This is a genomic window from Stenotrophomonas sp. PS02297 (genome assembly GCF_029959705.1).
Lineage (GTDB): Bacteria > Pseudomonadota > Gammaproteobacteria > Xanthomonadales > Xanthomonadaceae > Stenotrophomonas > Stenotrophomonas nitritireducens.
Genome location: NZ_JASCOS010000001.1, coordinates 59598 through 76242, shown reverse-complemented (window position 1 = coordinate 76242; position 16645 = coordinate 59598). Strand labels below are relative to the sequence as shown.

The 16645-nt window shown below is 69.5% G+C and carries 19 protein-coding genes; 16 read left to right on the top strand and 3 right to left on the bottom strand.

Features of this window, described 5'->3' with window-relative positions; translation table 11 throughout:
• Window positions 1-142: 142 nt before the first annotated feature.
• Both QMX80_RS00395 and QMX80_RS00390 read left to right on the top strand, forming a co-directional pair.
• On the top strand, window positions 143-484 hold the full coding sequence (locus QMX80_RS00395; RefSeq protein WP_282274530.1) for a type II toxin-antitoxin system prevent-host-death family antitoxin: 342 nt from the start codon (window positions 143-145) through the stop codon (window positions 482-484).
• Window positions 485-487: 3 nt separating this feature from the next.
• Window positions 488-1120, top strand: coding sequence for a hypothetical protein (locus QMX80_RS00390; RefSeq protein ID WP_282274529.1), 633 nt, complete (start codon window positions 488-490; stop codon window positions 1118-1120).
• Window positions 1121-1161: 41 nt separating this feature from the next.
• On the opposite strand, the gene QMX80_RS00385 is transcribed toward QMX80_RS00390, so the two are convergent.
• The 3 genes from QMX80_RS00385 to QMX80_RS00375 all read right to left on the bottom strand — a co-directional run bounded on the left by QMX80_RS00385 (window position 1162) and on the right by QMX80_RS00375 (window position 3758).
• Complete coding sequence (locus QMX80_RS00385) at window positions 1162-1593, bottom strand: hypothetical protein (RefSeq protein ID WP_273083911.1); 432 nt, start codon at window positions 1591-1593, stop codon at window positions 1162-1164.
• 108 nt (window positions 1594-1701) lie between these two features.
• The gene (locus tag QMX80_RS00380; protein WP_282274528.1) at window positions 1702-2499 is read right to left on the bottom strand and encodes an amidohydrolase; all 798 of its coding nucleotides are present in this window, start codon (window positions 2497-2499) and stop codon (window positions 1702-1704) included.
• Window positions 2500-2609: 110 nt separating this feature from the next.
• Window positions 2610-3758 carry a pyridoxal phosphate-dependent aminotransferase gene (locus QMX80_RS00375; RefSeq protein ID WP_282274527.1) on the bottom strand — a complete coding sequence of 383 codons (1149 nt, stop codon included), beginning with the start codon at window positions 3756-3758 and terminating at the stop codon, window positions 2610-2612.
• Window positions 3759-3928: 170 nt separating this feature from the next.
• Here QMX80_RS00375 and ccmA point away from each other — a divergent pair, with 170 nt between their 5' ends.
• From ccmA to QMX80_RS00305, 14 genes are all read left to right on the top strand, one after another.
• On the top strand, window positions 3929-4582 hold the full coding sequence (ccmA, locus tag QMX80_RS00370) for a heme ABC exporter ATP-binding protein CcmA (protein WP_055769451.1): 654 nt from the start codon (window positions 3929-3931) through the stop codon (window positions 4580-4582).
• The gene (gene ccmB, locus QMX80_RS00365) at window positions 4579-5274 is read left to right on the top strand and encodes a heme exporter protein CcmB (protein ID WP_055769452.1); all 696 of its coding nucleotides are present in this window, start codon (window positions 4579-4581) and stop codon (window positions 5272-5274) included. Before ccmA ends, ccmB begins: the two co-directional genes overlap by 4 nt.
• Window positions 5275-5320: 46 nt before the next feature.
• Window positions 5321-5992 carry a TetR/AcrR family transcriptional regulator gene (locus QMX80_RS00360; RefSeq protein ID WP_282274524.1) on the top strand — a complete coding sequence of 224 codons (672 nt, stop codon included), beginning with the start codon at window positions 5321-5323 and terminating at the stop codon, window positions 5990-5992.
• A 116-nt stretch (window positions 5993-6108) separates the two neighbouring features.
• Window positions 6109-7152 carry a DmsE family decaheme c-type cytochrome gene (locus QMX80_RS00355; RefSeq protein WP_282274522.1) on the top strand — a complete coding sequence of 348 codons (1044 nt, stop codon included), beginning with the start codon at window positions 6109-6111 and terminating at the stop codon, window positions 7150-7152.
• A gap of 18 nt (window positions 7153-7170) precedes the next feature.
• Complete coding sequence (locus tag QMX80_RS00350) at window positions 7171-9696, top strand: MtrB/PioB family outer membrane beta-barrel protein (RefSeq protein ID WP_282274521.1); 2526 nt, start codon at window positions 7171-7173, stop codon at window positions 9694-9696.
• Window positions 9693-10448, top strand: coding sequence for a c-type cytochrome (locus tag QMX80_RS00345; RefSeq protein ID WP_282274520.1), 756 nt, complete (start codon window positions 9693-9695; stop codon window positions 10446-10448). The genes QMX80_RS00350 and QMX80_RS00345 overlap by 4 nt, the downstream gene beginning before the upstream one ends.
• A 127-nt stretch (window positions 10449-10575) precedes the next feature.
• Entirely contained in the window at window positions 10576-11031 is a 456-nt protein-coding gene (azu, locus tag QMX80_RS00340) for an azurin (RefSeq protein ID WP_055770333.1), read from the top strand.
• Window positions 11032-11180: 149 nt separating this feature from the next.
• On the top strand, window positions 11181-11921 hold the full coding sequence (ccmC, locus tag QMX80_RS00335; RefSeq protein WP_235504300.1) for a heme ABC transporter permease CcmC: 741 nt from the start codon (window positions 11181-11183) through the stop codon (window positions 11919-11921).
• The gene (gene ccmD, locus QMX80_RS00330; protein ID WP_282274519.1) at window positions 11918-12097 is read left to right on the top strand and encodes a heme exporter protein CcmD; all 180 of its coding nucleotides are present in this window, start codon (window positions 11918-11920) and stop codon (window positions 12095-12097) included. The genes ccmC and ccmD overlap by 4 nt, the downstream gene beginning before the upstream one ends.
• Complete coding sequence (ccmE, locus tag QMX80_RS00325) at window positions 12094-12561, top strand: cytochrome c maturation protein CcmE (protein ID WP_055769465.1); 468 nt, start codon at window positions 12094-12096, stop codon at window positions 12559-12561. Before ccmD ends, ccmE begins: the two co-directional genes overlap by 4 nt.
• On the top strand, window positions 12562-14490 hold the full coding sequence (locus QMX80_RS00320; protein WP_273083927.1) for a heme lyase CcmF/NrfE family subunit: 1929 nt from the start codon (window positions 12562-12564) through the stop codon (window positions 14488-14490). It begins immediately after the preceding gene.
• Window positions 14490-15095, top strand: a complete 606-nt coding sequence (locus QMX80_RS00315) for a DsbE family thiol:disulfide interchange protein (protein WP_055769468.1) — start codon at window positions 14490-14492, stop codon at window positions 15093-15095. Before QMX80_RS00320 ends, QMX80_RS00315 begins: the two co-directional genes overlap by 1 nt.
• Window positions 15092-15544 (top strand): cytochrome c-type biogenesis protein, encoded by a 453-nt coding sequence (locus QMX80_RS00310; protein ID WP_055769470.1) that lies wholly within the window; start codon window positions 15092-15094, stop codon window positions 15542-15544. Before QMX80_RS00315 ends, QMX80_RS00310 begins: the two co-directional genes overlap by 4 nt.
• Window positions 15538-16563 (top strand): tetratricopeptide repeat protein, encoded by a 1026-nt coding sequence (locus QMX80_RS00305; RefSeq protein ID WP_282274518.1) that lies wholly within the window; start codon window positions 15538-15540, stop codon window positions 16561-16563. Before QMX80_RS00310 ends, QMX80_RS00305 begins: the two co-directional genes overlap by 7 nt.
• Window positions 16564-16645 lie beyond the last annotated feature (82 nt).

Here is a 16645-nt window from a genome sequence, read left to right as displayed (position 1 = left end):
ACGCCCCAGAACGCCCGGCCCAGCGCCGGGCGTTCCATTTTCCGGATCACATCGTCTGTGACCTGAATCAATTCCGGAAAATTTACCCAAAATGGGAAATTTGGGATATTTTCCCCCCTACCCCTTCCACCGGACAGCCGCCATGGATCTCACCCTGAATCTGCCTGATCTGGAAAAGACGCCCGCCAGCGACATCAAGGCCAAGGGCTGGCCGGAGCTGATGCGCAAGGTACTCAGGAGCGGCGCGGTGGTGGTCACCAACCACAACCATCCGCAGGCGGTGGTGGTGTCGGCCGAGGAATACCAGCGCCTGGTCGACCAAGCCAGCGGTCATTCCACTGCGGCACAGCGCGCGCAATCGCTGCAGGCCCTGCAGGCCGAGTTCGACGCCCACCTGTCGGCGCTGCAGGATGGCCGCCTGGCGAAGGCCATGGCCCGCCCGGCCCGGCGCGGACGCAGGATCGCCCTGGGCGAGCCGCGATAAGCGATGGCGAAGATCCTGGTCCTTGCCGGCGTCAATGGCGCCGGCAAGAGTTCGCTGCTGGGCACGATGCTGGCCGAGGATGGCGCCACCTGGTTCAACCCGGATGCATTCACCCGGCGACTGGTCGAGGGCGGCTGGCCACTGGAGGAAGCCAATGCCAGCGCCTGGCAGGAAGGTACCCGGCGGCTGCGCTCGGCCCTGGCTGGCGACCTCGATTACGCCTTCGAAACCACGCTGGGCGCGAACACCATCCCCGCCCTGCTGCGCGAAGCCTGCACCCGGCACGAAGTCGGCATCTGGTTCTGCGGGCTGGAGAGCGTCGAACTGCACCTGCAGCGCGTCGCCGCCCGTGTTGCCAGGGGCGGCCATGACATTCCCGAAGGCAAGATCCGCCAGCGCTTCGACAGTTCGCGCTTGAACCTGATCGAACTGCTGCCGCATCTGGCCACGCTGCACGTCTACGACAACAGCCTGCCTGCCGACGCCGACGGCAGGGCCGAACCCCTGCTCGTACTGGAAGTGGAGCGTGGGCGGATCCTCTGCCCCGCCACGCAGGAGGAGTTCGCGCAGGTGCCCGAATGGGCCAAGCCGATCGTGTGGGCGGCGCTGAAAGCGTTCCCGGTGGCGGAGGAGTGATCCCGATACCCGGCCGGTGGCCGGGCATCAGGCCGCGAAACTCAACGGCGCTCGATCACGAACTTGCCGAAGCCCACGCCCAGGTCCCAGCCGCGGCCGGTGCCGGCCAGGGCCAGCGAGATATCGCCCTTGGTCACCACCTGCGCATTGCTGGAACGGGAAGCGCCAGCATGCACCTCGGCACCGCCGTAGGTGCCGATCAGGTCGTTGAGGCTGTAGGCGCCGGTGAACTTGCCGCGGCCATCGTTGACCGTGGACTTGCCGACCGTCAGGCCGCCGCCCTTGGCGCTGATCTTCACCGGGATGCTGGCGCCGTTGTCGCAGGTGATGGTGCCGTTGCCGGTGGCGGTCTTGTAGAAGATCGACCAGCCGGACAGGTTGAAACGCAGCTCGCAGTCGATGTTGCCGGCCGCATGCGCGGACGGCGCAAAAACGACAGCCGCCAGCAGCAGGGCTCCCGCCAGGATCTTCATGGTTTGCTCTCCATAACAAGGTGACGGGCCGAGCCTAGCAGCGTCGACGCATCCGGCAGGTGGCGGCCGGCGACATCATCCGGCCGGCGTTCAGCGTCGTTTCCCGGGTCACCCCAGGGTGAAGGCGTCGGCATCCAGCATCGCCGGGAAACGTTCGCGGTGGGCCGCCAGCGCCTGCGCCGAGACGGTGGTGGTCACCACCTGCTCGCGCTCGCGGATTTCCACCTGCGGCTGGCCGAGGAAGTCGATCACCGCGCTGTCGCCGGAATAATGCAGGCCGTTGCCGTCCACGCCGACGCGGTTGACCACGGCCACGTAGCACAGGTTCTCGATCGCCCGCGCGCGCGCCAGCGTCCGCCAGGCGTGCGCGCGCGCAGAGGGCCAGTTGGCGACGAAGATCTGCAGGTCGAAATCCATCTGCCCGGCGCGTTCCACGTCGAAGCGGTTGCGGCAGAACACCGGGAAGCGCAGGTCGTAGCAGATCTGCGGGTTGATCCGCCAACCCTTCAACTCCACGCACAGGCGTTCGCGCCCGGCTGCGTAGCGCTCGTGCTCGCCGCCGTAACGGAACAGGTGGCGCTTGTCGTAGTGCGGCAGCCCGCCGTCGGGCGTGGCCCACAGCAGGCGGTTGAACACATCCTCGCCCACGCGCAGCTGCACGCTGCCGGTGACCACCGCACCCAGCAGGCGCGCCTGTTCGCGCATCCAGGCCACGGTCGGGCCGTCCATGCCTTCAGCCTTGAAAATGGCGTCATTGGAGAAACCGCTGGTGAAGGTTTCCGGCAGGATCACCAGGTCGGTCGCGCCGGCCAGCGGCGCCAGCAGCGCGGCGTAGTGTTCGCGGTTGCCGGCCGGGTCGTGCCAGCGGGTGTCGCCCTGTACGAGCGAAATGCGGAGGTCTTGCATGATGTCTCCCGGATACATGTCTTCCCGCAGGAGCGGCGCCGGCCGCGATGGAGCCTTCGCCGGGAAAGCCCGTTCGCGGTTGAAACCGCTCCTGTGGGGTTTCAGCGCACTCAGAGCTTCTGCAGGCGTTCGATCGCCGCATCCAGCGTGGCGTCGTTCTTGGCGAAGCACAGCCGCACCAGGCGCTGCCCGGCCGGCGGGGTTTCGTAGAACGGCGACAGCGGGATGGCGGTGACGCCCTTCTCGATGGTCAGCCACTTCACGAACTCGTGGTCCGGCAGGTCGCTGATGGCCGAGTAGTCCACCAGCTGGAAATAGCCGCCCGGCACCGGCAGCGGCTTCAGCCGGGTGGTGAGCAGCTGCTCGCGGAAACGGTCGCGCTTGGCCTGGTAGAACGCGCCCAGCTCCAGGTGGTGCTCCGGCTCGTCGCGGATCATCGCCGCAAAGCCATGCTGGGCCGGGCCGTAGGTGGTGAAGGTGTTGTACTGGTGCACCTTGCGGAACTCGGCGCTCAGCGCCGGCGGCGCGATGGCGTAGCCGATCTTCCAGCCGGTGCAGTGGTAGGTCTTGCCGAAGCTGGAGATGACGAAAGCGCGCTCGCGCAGTTCCGGGTAGCGCAGTGCCGATTCGTGGCGGGCGCCGTCGTAGACGATGTGTTCGTACACCTCGTCGGAGACCAGGTAGATGCCGGTGCCGCGCAGCACGTCGGCCAGCGCCTGCATGTCCGCCGCCGAGAGCATCGCGCCGGAGGGGTTGTGCGGGGTGTTGACCATCAGCATGCGCGTTTTCGGCGTGATCGCCGCGCGCACCTTGTCCCAGTCCACGGCAAAGGTCTGCGGATCGAGCGCGACATGCACCGCGCGCGCGCCGGCCAGGTCGATGGCCGGCTCGTAGCAGTCGTAGGCCGGATCCAGCACGATGACTTCATCGCCGGAGCGCACCACCGCGTGGATGGCGTTGAAGATCGCCTCGGTGCCGCCGGAAGTGACGGTGATCTCCGTTTCCGGGTCCACCTGCGCGCCGTAGCAGTCCAGCGCCTTCTGCGCGATGGCCTGGCGCAGCGGCGCCACGCCGGTCATCGGCGCGTACTGGTTCAGGCCCTCGCGCATGGCCTTGGCGGTCTCGTCGATCAGGCGCTGCGGCGCGGCGAAATCCGGGAAGCCCTGGCCCAGGTTGACGGCGCCGTGTTCGGCGGCCAGCTGCGACATCACGGTGAAGATGGTGGTGCCCACCTTGGGCAACTTGGTCTGCGGTTGCATCGATGCGTCGGCGTCGGGGAAGGGAAGCGCCGAGTTTACGCAATGCCGGCGGCAACGGCCGCCCTCTCCGGCCCGCGCGCTGCGGCAGCAGCGGCGGCAATGCCTATAATGTCGCGCCCGATGCGCCAGCCTGCCTGCGCTCCCACCCAAGGACGGAAGCGCCCGATCCGATGACCGCGACCATGAACACTCCGCCGCTGCTCGATGCGCGCGGGCTGCGCTTCACCCGCAACGACGACCCGGTGTTCGGCCCGCTCGACCTGCATGTGGACGCCGGCGAAGCCCTGCTGGTGCAGGGCGGCAACGGCGCCGGCAAGACCACCCTGCTGCGCGTGCTCGCCGGCCTGCTGCGCGCCGACGAAGGCACGATCCGCATCGACGGCCGCCCCGCCGGCAGCGGCGACCGCTCGCGCTACATCGCCTACCTGGGCCACCTGCCGGCGCTCAAGCAGGACCTGGGCACGCTGGAGAACCTGCACGTGCTGTGCGGCCTGCAGGGCCGGCGCGTGCGGCAGATGCCCGGCAACGCGCTGGCCATCGTCGGCCTGGCCGGCTACGAGGACACACTGGTGCGGCAACTGTCGGCCGGGCAGAAGAAACGCCTGTCGCTGGCCCGGCTGTGGTTGTCGCCGGCACCGGTATGGCTGCTGGACGAGCCCTACGCCAACCTCGACCTGGACGGCATCAACCTGGTCAACCGCATGATTTCCGCGCACCTGCGTGGCGGTGGCGGCACCCTGGTCACCACCCACGGCGCCTATGCGGCGCCGCCGGTGCGCAACCGCACGCTGACGCTCGGCGCCGCTACGGAGGCCGCCGCATGAGCCTGCCCGGTCCGCAGCCCACCCTGATCGACGCCGCCAAGGCCTTGCTCGCGCGCGACCTGAAACTGCTGTGGCGCCGCCGCGGCGATGCCGCGCAGCCGATCCTGTTCGCGCTGCTGGTGGTGGCGCTGTTCGCGCTGGCCCTCGGCGGCAATCCGCAGCTGCTGCAGCGCGTGGCCTCGGCCGTGCTGTGGCTGTCGGTGCTGCTGGCCGGCCTGCTGTCGCTGGATACGCTGTTCCGCGGCGATGCCGAGGACGGCTCGCTGGAACAGTGGCTGCTCTCGCCGGTGCCGCTGCCATGGCTGGTCGCGGTGCGGGTGTTCTCGCACTGGCTGACCACCGCCTTCCCGCTGGTGCTGGTCAGCCCGCTGCTGGCCGAACTGATGCAGCTGCCGCGCGGACAGCTGCCGGTGCTGGTCGCCTCGCTGGCGCTGGGCACCCCGCTGCTCAGCCTGCTCGGCGCGGTGGTCGCCGCGCTGACCGTGGGCATGCGCCGCTCGGGCATCCTGCTGGCGCTGCTGGTGCTGCCGCTGTACGTGCCGGTGCTGGTATTCGGCGCCGGCGCGGTGGCCGCGTCGGCCCAGGGCTTCGACGCCAGCGGCGCGCTGCTGCTGCTCGCCGCCGGCCTGGTGGTCAGCCTGCTGCTGGCGCCGTTGACCGCTGCCGCTGCGATCCGCATCGCAAACTCCTGAGGGACGCCGGCGCTATCCTTGGCGCCCGATTTCCCCGCGACCGCGCATGCGCAGACCACCGCACCCTGCCACGGAAAAGCCCACGCTGCCGCCGCGCCCGGCGGTGGAACTGCAGCGTCGTGGCGAACTGCGCGTGGAGCGCTTCCTCGACGTCGCCATCGAGGTATTCAACGAGAAGGGCTACCAGGGCGCGCGGCTGTCGGACATCGTCAAGCGCGCCGGCGGTTCGCTGGCTACCCTGTACCGCGCCTTCGGCGACAAGGAAGGGCTGGTGCATGCGCTGATGGAGCGCAGCATCCGCGACTTCGGCAAGGAGGTGGAGGAGCTGCTGGATTCGCCGCTGCCGCCGGCACAGGCGCTGGAAGAGGCGGCCTGCCACATGGTCGAGGAGATTCTCAGCCCGGCGCGCATCGCCTGCCACCGCATCATCACCGCCGAAGGCAACAGCCAGCCGGCCCTGCGCGACTGGTTCCGCGCCCACGGCATCCAGCCGGCGGAGCGGCTGCTGAGCGAATACTTCGCGCGCGAGACCCGCGCCGGACGCCTACGCATCGAGGACCCGGACCTGGCCGCCGATCATTTCTACATGCTGGTGTTCGGCGGGCTGATCATCCGCTCCATCAATGGCTGGGTCGACGGCACCCAGTTGCCACAGATCCAGGCCCGCGCCCGCTCGGCGGTACGGATGTTCCTGCAGGGCGCCCTCCCCCGTTCCTGAACGCCAGCCTGCTGCGCTGCAGCTTGACCTGAACGCAGGCTTTCCCAAAATCGCACCGTAATCGCAATTACGTTGTTGTCACCCACCCATCGGCAGGGACGACAAAGGAGAGGCACGTGCGGTTCTATCTCGCCTTCGTGATGCTGCTCGCCACCGCGGTGCTGGTTTCGGCGGCCTGGCTCGCCCCGGTCAAGGCCGACGCCTCGGCGCAGGCGGTCAAGCTGCCCGAGACCCGGTTCGCCTCCACCGTTTCCGGGCATGGCTTCGACGCTCCGCCCGGCTTCGCCGATGCCGTCCCCGCGCGCAACCAGGCGCATCCGGAAGCCAAGGCGGTCGGCGAGCAGGTCTGCACCGCCTGCCACGCCAAGGAAAACGACAACTTCGCCCACACCGCGCACGCGCTGGGCATGCAGGTGGCGCTGGCCGCCAATCCTGCCACCGCCACCTGCGAGGCCTGCCACGGCCCGGGTTCGATACATGCGGCCAACCCGACCGCCAAGGGCTCGATCATCGCCTTCACCCACGAGGGCGGCACGCCGGTGGCCAACCAGACCGAAAGCTGCCTTGGCTGCCACTCCGGCGGCCCGCGCGATGTGTGGCTGGGCTCGATCCACCAGCGCAACGACCTGTCGTGCAGCGACTGCCACAACCCGATGCAGAAGTTCTCCGCCGAAGGCCTGACCGCCAAGCAGTCGGTGAGCGAAACCTGCGCCACCTGCCACAAGGACATCCGCCAGCAGTTCAACCGCCGCTCGCACATGCCGCTGCCGGAAGGCCAGATCAGCTGCGTGGACTGCCACAATCCGCACGGCACGCTCAACGCCACCCTGCTCAAGACCGACACGGTCAACGAGACCTGCTACCAGTGCCATGCCGAGAAACGCGGGCCGTTCCTGTTCGAACACGCCCCCGTGCGCGAAAGCTGCCTCAACTGCCACCAGGTGCACGGCTCCAACCAGCATGCCCTGCTGGTCGCGCCGGTCCCGATGCTGTGCCAGCAGTGCCACTCGCATACACGCCACCCCAACGACCTGCAGACGGAGTTGTCGCTCGGCAACGGCATGACGCCGGACGAACGCCTGATGGGCCGCGGCTGCATCACCTGCCATGCGCAGGTCCACGGCTCCAACCACCCCTCCGGCCCACGCCTGCACAAGTAACGGGAGGACGCCATGCACATGTGGAAACGCCCCCACGCCTGCCGCTGGTCGCTGCTGCCCCTCGCCCTGCTGGCCGGCCTGGCCCAGGCGCAGGACAGCGGCGCCGGGATCGACCTGCAGTTCGGCAACTGGCTTGACCCATCCGGCCGCGTCGGCTGGCGCGGCTGCGATCCGGACGGCACCAGCTGGCTGACCGCGGCGCCCAAGCGCACGCCCACCGGCTTCCTCTATGGCTGCAATCCGCAGATGCCGGCACTGAAGCCGGCCGGCGACGGCGCCTGGCAGTGGGCGGGCGACGTCGCGCTGGGCTACCTGCATGTCAGCGGCGACACCGCCAACACCAACTGGCGGCGCTTCCGCGACCCGGACGACGGCCTCGTCCTGCAGGCCGATTTCAGCCTGCGCCGCGCCGCCGACGGCAGCTATGCCGACGTGCGCCTGAGCCGGCTGCAGCGCGACAACCAGTACTACCGCGCGGTGCTCGGCCAGGCCGGGCGTTACAAGGTGCAGGCCTTCGCGCGCAGTTCGCCCAATGTGCTCAGCGGCAACGCGCGCTCGATCTGGGACGGTGTGGGCAGCGACCATCTCACCCTCAAGCCGGGCCTGGCCGCAGCCGGCAGCAGCTCCGCGCAGGTCGCGGCCATTTCCGCCGCGCTGCCGCTGACCACGCTGTCGGTGGTGCGCGACAAACAGGGCGTGAGCATCAATTACCTGCTCAACCCGCGCTGGACCACCTACGCCAGCCTCACCCACGAAGAACGCAAGGGCGCGCGCCCGTTCGGCGGCCCGTTCTTCTTCAACTACCCCTTCGCCAACAATGGCGGCATCTACGAGATCCCGCGCCCGATCGACGACAGCACGCTCAACTTCACCGGCGGCTTCCGCTTCGTCGGCAACCTGTGGCGCAGCGACTTCAGCTACACCGGCTCGTTCTTCCGCCATGCCAGCCGCGGCTACAGCTACGAAGTGCCGTTCGCGGTGACTTCGGTGGCCGGCGCCAGTTCGCCGCCGCTGTACCAGGGCTCGTTCGCTTATGAGCCGGACAACGACTACCACCGCATCGGCGCCAGTTTCAGCCGCAGGCTGCCGGCATGGAAGGGCGATTTCACCCTCGCCGCAGCGCTGACCACCATGCGCCAGAACGACCGCCTGCTGCCGCCGATGGACTGCCAGGGGCAGTTCGGCCAGAACCTGGCGCCGCCATTCATCGCCAACTGCGCCAACTGGAATACCACCGCCGCGCTGTCGCGCGACCGCGCCGACATGGCGATCAACAACCAGAAGTTCGACGCCCGCCTGGTGCTGCAGCCCATGGACGGGCTGACCTGGCGCAGCACCGCGCGCTACCTGCGCGAGGACTACGCCGGCACCTACTGGTCCTACAACCCGCTGACCGACCAATGGGGCTATATCGCCGAGAACGGCTCGCAGGGCTCGGTGGTGCCCGGCGAAATGGGCGTATGGGACGGCGGCGCCAACAGTTCGGTGCTCACCCGCATCCGCAACCTGCCGCTGGACAAGGAGACCCGCGAGATCTCCACCGGCATGGACTGGCGCCCCTCCACCCGCAACACGCTCGGCGCCACCTACACCTTCACCTGGATCGAGCGCGCCCACCGCGAGGTCGCCACCACCCGCGACAACGCGGTGAAGCTGAGCTGGAACAACCGCACCGCCGACTGGCTGAGCTTCCGCGCCAACTACACCTGGCTGGACCGTGGCGGCAGCGCCTACTACTACGACCCCTACGAGTTCACCTTCTCCAGCTCGCTGCCCGGTTTCGTCGAACCGGCCGGCGGCCTGAGCCCGCATACGGTCGCGGCGCTGCGCAAGTACGACATCGCCTCGCGCACCCAGCAGAAGCTCGACCTGATGGCGACCTTCGTCCTGCCCCGCGACATGACCGTGTACGTTTCCGCGCGCGGCGACCGCAACCATTACGACGCGCAGATCGGGCGGCGGAAGCTGGACAGCTACGCCACCAGCGTGCAGTGGGAATGGCAGCCCAACCCGGACACCACCGCCAGCGCCTGGTATGGCCACGACCGCTCCGAGCTGGTGTTCGCCAACGTCAACGACGCCGTCGGCAGCGATCCGGAACTCGGCGGCCCGACCTATCCCGAGGCCAGCCGCTGGTGGATGGACGATACCCAGCGCAACCACTACGCCGGCCTCAACCTCAGCCGCCGGCTCGGCCGCGCCACCCTGGACCTGGCCTGGAACTGGACGTCCTCGCGCGGCCGCACCGGCTACCGCATGAATTCGCCCGACGCACTCACCGTGCCGGCCAACGCGCCGCTGGCCAGCGGCAGCTATCCGCTGATGGTCTACCGGGTCAATACGCTCACCGCCGGGCTGTCGATGCCGCTGGGCCGGCGCACGCGGCTGCGCGTGTTCGACACCTGGGAGCGCGGCAACCTCTCGGACTGGCACTACTTCGGCTTCGAGGACACGCTGGTCTACGACCACCGCGTCTATACCGATGGCGGCCCGTCCAACTACCGCGTCAACCTGCTGGGGATGATGCTCGAGGTGGCGCTATGAAAGGTTCCACCCTGCTCCTGCTCGTCCTGGCCGGCAGCCTGCTCGGCCTCGCCCATGCCGCCAGCGGCGCGGACGACGAGACGCCCGCTCCCGCGCTGCATCCCCGCTACCTCGACCTGCGCGCGGCCCCGCGCATCGCCGGCAACGCCGCCGCCGGCAAGGAGAAATCCCTGGTCTGCAGCGCCTGCCACGGCGAGGACGGCGGCGGCACCGCACCGCCCTTCCCCAACCTCGGCGGCCAGCGCGCGGACTTCTTCTACTGGCAGCTGGTCGAACTGAAACGGGGACGCCATCCCTCGCCGATGACCCCGCTGGTCAGCACGCTCGACGACCAGGACATGCGCGACCTGGCGGCCTACTACGCCAGCCTGCCGCTGCACCCGGCGAGGGCCGACGCCGGCGACACGCCCGCCGAACCGGTCGATGCCGCCCTGCTCGAACGCGGCCGCGACCTCTACCTGCATGGCGATGGCGCCAAGGGCATCCCGCCCTGCCAGGGCTGCCACGGCCCCGATGCCCGCGGCATGCGCGATGCCGACGTCGCCGACCGGAACGGGCGCACGCCGTATGCGACCTTCCCGGTACTGCGCGGCCAGCAGGCCACCTACCTGCAGAACAAGCTTGCCGAATACCGCGATGGCGACCTGCAGGATTCCACCAGCGATTTCATCATGAGCGGCGTCGGCAAGCGGCTGGACGAGGACAGCATCCAGGCCGTGTCGGCCTGGCTTTCCAGCCTGCGTGAAGACTGAGCATGCAGATGCCGGCGCATGCTTGCCCTGCGACATTGCGTCGCTTGCCATCCCACCCCGCCGGCGACAGCATGGCCGGCCAGCCGCCCGCAGCGGCGCCCCCTCCCCGCAGACAGGAGCTTTGAAGATGTTCCGCAAACTGATCGTCGCATCCACCCTGGCCCTCGGCGCCGCCGGTGCCGCCCATGCCGCCGACACCTGCTCGGCGAACCTGGAGGGCAACGACGCCATGCGCTACAACATGGCCAACATCGACGTCCCCAAGAGCTGCGCCACCTTCACCATCAACCTCAAGCACACCGGCAAGATGGCCAAGAACGTGATGGGCCACAACGTGGTGGTCGCCAAGACCGCCGACATGTCCGGCATCGACGCCGACGGCATCAAGGCCGGGCTGGCCGCCGACTACATCAAGGCCGGCGACGCGCGCGTCATCGCCCACAGCAAGGTGGTCGGCGGCGGCGAGAGCACCACCCTCAGCGTCCCGGTGGCCAAGCTCACCGCCGCCGGCGCGCCGCTGTCGTTCTTCTGCAGCTTCCCCGGCCACTCGGCGCTGATGAAGGGCACCCTCACCCTGAAGTGACCGCCGCGGCGCGGGCTGGCCGTGCCAACCGCGCCGTCTTCGGCTAATCTTCACGGACCCGCAGGCGACCGCCGCGGTGCCCGGCGACGGGATGGCTGGGGACCAGCCCATCATCGTTCTTCCTAGCGAGCAAGCGGATGTTCAAAGGTTTGGCAGGTTGGTTCCACCGGCTGGGTTCCCCCGCCTATTTCGATGCCTTCGCCGCCCGCTGGTCGCCCTGGTGCTACATCGCCTCGCTTCCCCTGTTCGCCTTCGGCCTGTGGCAGGCGCTGGCGGTGGTGCCGGCCGACTACCAGCAGGGCGACAGCTTCCGCATCCTTTACATCCACGTGCCCTCGGCCTGGATGAGCCTGTTCGTGTTCGGGCTGATGGCCTTCTACAGCGCCATCGCGCTGATCTGGCGGATCAAGCTGTGCGAGATCCTGGCCATGGCCTGCGCGCCGATCGGCGCCGCCTTCACCCTGGTCACCCTGCTCACCGGCAGCCTCTGGGGCAAGCCGATGTGGGGGACCTGGTGGGACTGGGACCCGCGCCTGACCACCGAACTGATCCTGCTGTTCCTGTACCTGGGCGTGATGGGCCTGTACGGCGCCATCGACGACCGCCGCGCCGCCGCGCGCGCCGCCGGCCTGCTGTCCATCGTCGGCGTGGTGCTGCTGCCGGTCATCCGCTATTCGGTGGTGTGGTGGAATTCGCTGCACCAGGGCCAGACCATCCGCATGTTCGGCGAGTCGAGCATGGACGGCAGCATGGTCCTGCCGCTGTGGCTGATGGTGCTGGCCACCAAGTTCTGGTTCGCCGGCTCGCTGCTGGCCCGCGCCCGCGCCGACAACCTGCGCCGCGAAGCCGGCAAGGCCTGGGTGCGCGAGCGCGTGGAGAAACTGACATGACCTATTTCCAGTACGTCGCCCTGGCCTACGCCGTGTTCTTCGTGGTGCTGGCCTGGGACTTCGCCGTCCCGCGCCTGCAGGTGCGCCGGCAGCTGCGCGAGGTACGCAACCGGCTGGCGCGCGCCAGCCGCAACGTCGCGGGCGCCGTGCCCAGCGACGAGGAATTGAGCCGATGAGCCCCACCCAACGCCGCCGCCTGCTGCTCGTGCTGCTGGTGGTCGCCGTGGCCGGCATCGCCGCCGTACTGGTGGCCACCGCCCTGCAGCGCAACATCGCCTATCTGTACACGCCGGCCGAAGTGAAGGCCGGCAAGGTCGCGCCCGACGCGCGCTTCCGCCTCGGCGGCATGGTCGCCAAGGGCTCGTTCCAGCGTGCGCCCGGCGCGCTGCTGGCGCGCTTCGAAGTGACCGACGGCGACGCGCAGCTGCCGGTGACCTACGACAAGATCCTGCCCGACCTGTTCCGCGAGGGACAGGCGGTGGTCGCCACCGGGCGCATGGCCGGCGGCGTGTTCGTGGCCGAGGAGGTATTGGCCAAGCACGACGAGACCTACATGCCCAAGGAGCTGGCCGACAAGATGGGCGTGGCCCATGGCAAGCACCAGGTCCCGGCCGCGGCCGCGCCGGCGGAGTCGCGCTGAGTGCTCGCCGAAGTCGGACAGATCCTGCTGATCCTGGCCCTGCTGGCGGCGCTGCTGCAGAGCGTGCTGCCGCTGCTCGGCGCGCAGCGCGGCATCGCTCCGTTCGTGGCCATCGCCCGCCCGGCCGCGCTGCTGCAGCTGACCATGGTGCTGGGCGCGTTCGTGGTGCTGACCGTGGCCTTCGTGCGCCAGGACTTCTCGCTGCGCTACGTGGCCGAGAACTCCAACTCGCTGCTGCCGATGATCTACCGCTATTCGGCGGTCTGGGGCGCGCACGAGGGCTCGCTGCTGCTGTGGACTCTGGTGCTGGCGCTGTGGTCCGCGGCGGTGGCCGAATTCTCGCGGCGCCTGCCGCCGGTGGTGGTGGCGCGCGTGCTGGCGGTGATGGGCCTGATCAGCGTCGGCTTCCTGGCTTTCCTGCTGTTCACCTCCAATCCGTTCGAACGCCTGCTGCCGGCGCCGGTCGAAGGCCGCGACCTCAACCCGCTGCTGCAGGACCCCGGGCTGATCATCCACCCGCCGATGCTGTACCTGGGCTACGTCGGCTTCTCGGTGCCGTTCGCCTTCGCCATCGCCGCCCTGCTCGACGGCCGCATCGACGTGCGCTGGCTGCGCTGGACCCGCCCGTGGACCAACGTGGCCTGGGCCTTCCTCACCCTCGGCATCGCGCTGGGCAGCTGGTGGGCCTATTACGAGCTGGGCTGGGGCGGCTGGTGGTTCTGGGACCCGGTGGAGAACGCCAGCTTCATGCCATGGCTGGCCGGCGCCGCGCTGCTGCATTCGCAGGCCGCCACGGAAAAGCGCGGCGTGTTCGTCGGCTGGACCCTGCTGCTGGCCATCACCGCATTCGCGCTGTCGCTGCTGGGCACCTTCCTGGTGCGCTCGGGCGTGCTGACCAGCGTGCACTCCTTCGCCGCCGATCCGGCCCGCGGCCTGTTCATCCTGGTCTTCCTGGCGCTGGTGATCGGCGGCTCGCTGCTGCTCTACGCGCTGCGCGCGCCGGCGATGGGCGCCCAGGCCGACCCGCGCCGCGCCTACGCGCTCAATTCGCGCGAGGGCCTGCTGCTGGCCAACAACCTGCTGCTCGCCTGCGCCTGCGCGATGGTGCTGCTGGGCACGCTCTACCCGCTGCTGGCCGATGCGCTGGACCTGGGCAAAGTATCGGTCGGACCGCCCTACTTCGGCACGTTGTTCCTGCTGCTGATGACGCCGCTGGTGCTGCTGCTGCCGTTCGGCCCGCTGACCCGCTGGCAGCGCGAACAGGGGCGGCGCACGCTCGCCCTGCTGGCACCTTGGGCGGCGCTGGCCGTGGCGCTGGGCATCATCGGCTGGTTCATGGCCCCGCAGGGCAAGTTGAAGACCGCCATCGGCATCGCCGCCGCGGTGTGGGTGGGTGCCGGCACGCTGTACGTGCTGTGGCAGCGCCTGCGTAGTGGTGGACGCCCGAACGCCGAGACCTGGGGCATGCTGATCGCCCACGCCGGCATCGCCGTGTTCCTGGTCGGCGCCCTGCTGGTGGAAGCGCTCAGCATCCAGCATGAAGTGGCGCTGGCGCCGGGCAAGGCGGTCGAAGCCGGCGGCTACCGCCTGGAATTCGAGGGCGTGGATGCCACCGACGGCCCCAATTACCACTCCGACCGCGGCCACGTGCGCGTGTTCCGCGGCGACCGCGAGGTCGCCCTGCTGCATCCGGAAAAGCGCATGTACGCCAGCGGCGGCATGCCCATGACCGAGGCCGGCATCCATCCGGCGCTGGGCGGCGATGTGTATGTTGCGCTCGGCGAATCGCTGGGCGATGGTGCCTGGGCGGTCCGCGTGCAGGTCAAACCCTTCGTCCGCTGGATCTGGCTGGGCGCGCTGCTGATGGCCCTGGGTGGCTTCGTCACCGCCGTCGACCGCCGCTTCCGCCGGCTGCCCGAGAAATCCTGATGTCCGACACGCCTCCCGCCCAGAATCCATCCCATCGCCTGCCGCCGGTCGCGCTCATCATCGGCGCGCTGTTCTTCCTCGGCCTGGTCGGGCTGATGCTCTATGGCGTCAGCCGTTCGGACCGGCCCGACCGCGACAGCCTGCCGTCGGCGCTGATTGGAAAACCGGCACCGGCGTTCACCCTGCCGGTGCTGCACGACCCCACCGTCAAGGTCAAAAGCAGCGACCTGCTCGGCGCGCCCTACCTGCTCAACGTGTGGGGCAGCTGGTGCCCGACCTGCCGCGACGAACACCCCATCCTCACCCGTTTCGCCGAAACCAAGCGCGTGCGCGTGATCGGCTACAACTGGAAGGACGAGCGCGAGGACGCACTGCGCTGGCTGGAGCAGCTGGGCAATCCCTACATGGTGGTGATCGCCGACGAGGAAGGCCGCACCGCGCTGGACTGGGGCATCGCCGCCGCGCCGGAAACCTTCCTGGTCGACGGCAGCGGCATCGTGCGCTGGAAGTACAGCGGCGCCATCACCCAGGACGTGCTCGACCGGCAGCTGATCCCGGCGCTGGAAAAGATCGAGGCCGCGTCCACCGGCAAGGCGCGCCGATGAAGCGGCTGGCCGCCCTCCTGCTGGGGCTGTGCCTGCCATGGCTGGCGATGGCGCAGCCGATGGGCGACCCCGCCCCGCTGCAGTACCGCGACCGCGCCGAGGAGGCGCGCTTCCATGCGCTGGCCGCCGAACTGCGCTGCGTGCAGTGCCAGAACCAGTCGCTGGCCGACTCCAACGCGCAGATCGCCCACGACCTGCGCCGCGAAGTCCTCAACCTCATGCGCGAAGGCCGCAGCGATGCGCAGATCAAGCAGTTCCTGGTCGAACGCTATGGTGAGTTCGTGCTCTACCGCCCGCGCATGGAAGGCAGCACCCTGCTGCTGTGGCTGGGGCCGGGCGCCCTGCTGCTGGCCGGCGCGGCGCTTCTGTACGTGCACGTGAGCCGGCGGGGACGCGTCCTGCCCGCCCCCGCCGCCGAAGACGCCAACCAGGACGAACGCGAATGGTGAAGGCGGTATTCCTGTCGCTGGCCGCGCTGCTGGCCGCCACCGCTGGCGGCATCATGCTGTGGCCGCTGCTGCGCGCGGGCAAGCGCGCGATCTGGGGCACCCTGGTCGCGTCGATGGTCGTGGCCACCGTGGGCCTGTACCTGTGGCTGGGGACGCCGGCGGCGCTGCAGCCGCGCGACGCCGAGGCGCCGCAAAGCCTGGAGCAGGCGGTCGAACAACTGCGCGCCGTGCTGGACGAGCATCCCGAGCGCGCCGAGGGCTGGGTCCTGCTGGCCCGCTCGCAGCTCGAGCTTGGGCGCATGGCCGATGCCGCCGGATCGTTCGAGCGCGCACTGAAGCTCGAGCCGGACCAGCCCGAACTGCTGGTCGAAGCGGCGCAGGCGCGCGCCCGTGCGCACCCGAAGATGCTGTTCGACGACACCGGCCTGCAATGGCTGCAGCACGCACGTCAGGTGGCGCCGGACAACCAGCGCGCCACCTGGCTGGTCGGCATCGTGCAGCGCCAGCGCGGCCAGGACGAAGCTGCCGTGCGCACCTGGGAAGACCTGCTGCCACGCCTGGAACCCAATGCCGCCACCGCGCTGCGCGAACAGATCGATGCCGCCCGCGCCGATGCCGGCCTGCCCCCGTCGACACCCGCCGCGGCCACGCCTGCCGCTGCAGGCAGTGCGGACGGCCACGCCATCACCGTGCGGGTCACGCTGGCGCCCGCGCTGCAGGCCCGCGTCGCCGCCAGCAAGGACACCCTGTTCGTCATCGCCCGCGTTCCCGGCGGCCCGCCGATGCCGGTCGCGGTCGAGCGGCACCCGGCGCAGGCTGGACCGCTCACGGTCACGCTCGACGACGCCGACAGCCCGATGCCGACGCAGAAACTCTCCGCGCTGGGCGAGGTGGAAGTGTTCGCGCGCCTCTCGGCCAGCGGCAACGCGATGCGCCAGGAGGGCGATGTCGAGTCGACGCCGGTGAAGGTATCCCTGCCGACGAAGGGAACGCTGGAGATCGTCCTCGACTCTCCGTAAGCAGGTGTCGCGGGGGCAGCCCCGCGCATTTCGACAGGCCCATGCGTGCCCGCCTTAAGGCAGGCCTCACGGCGGGGCGCGG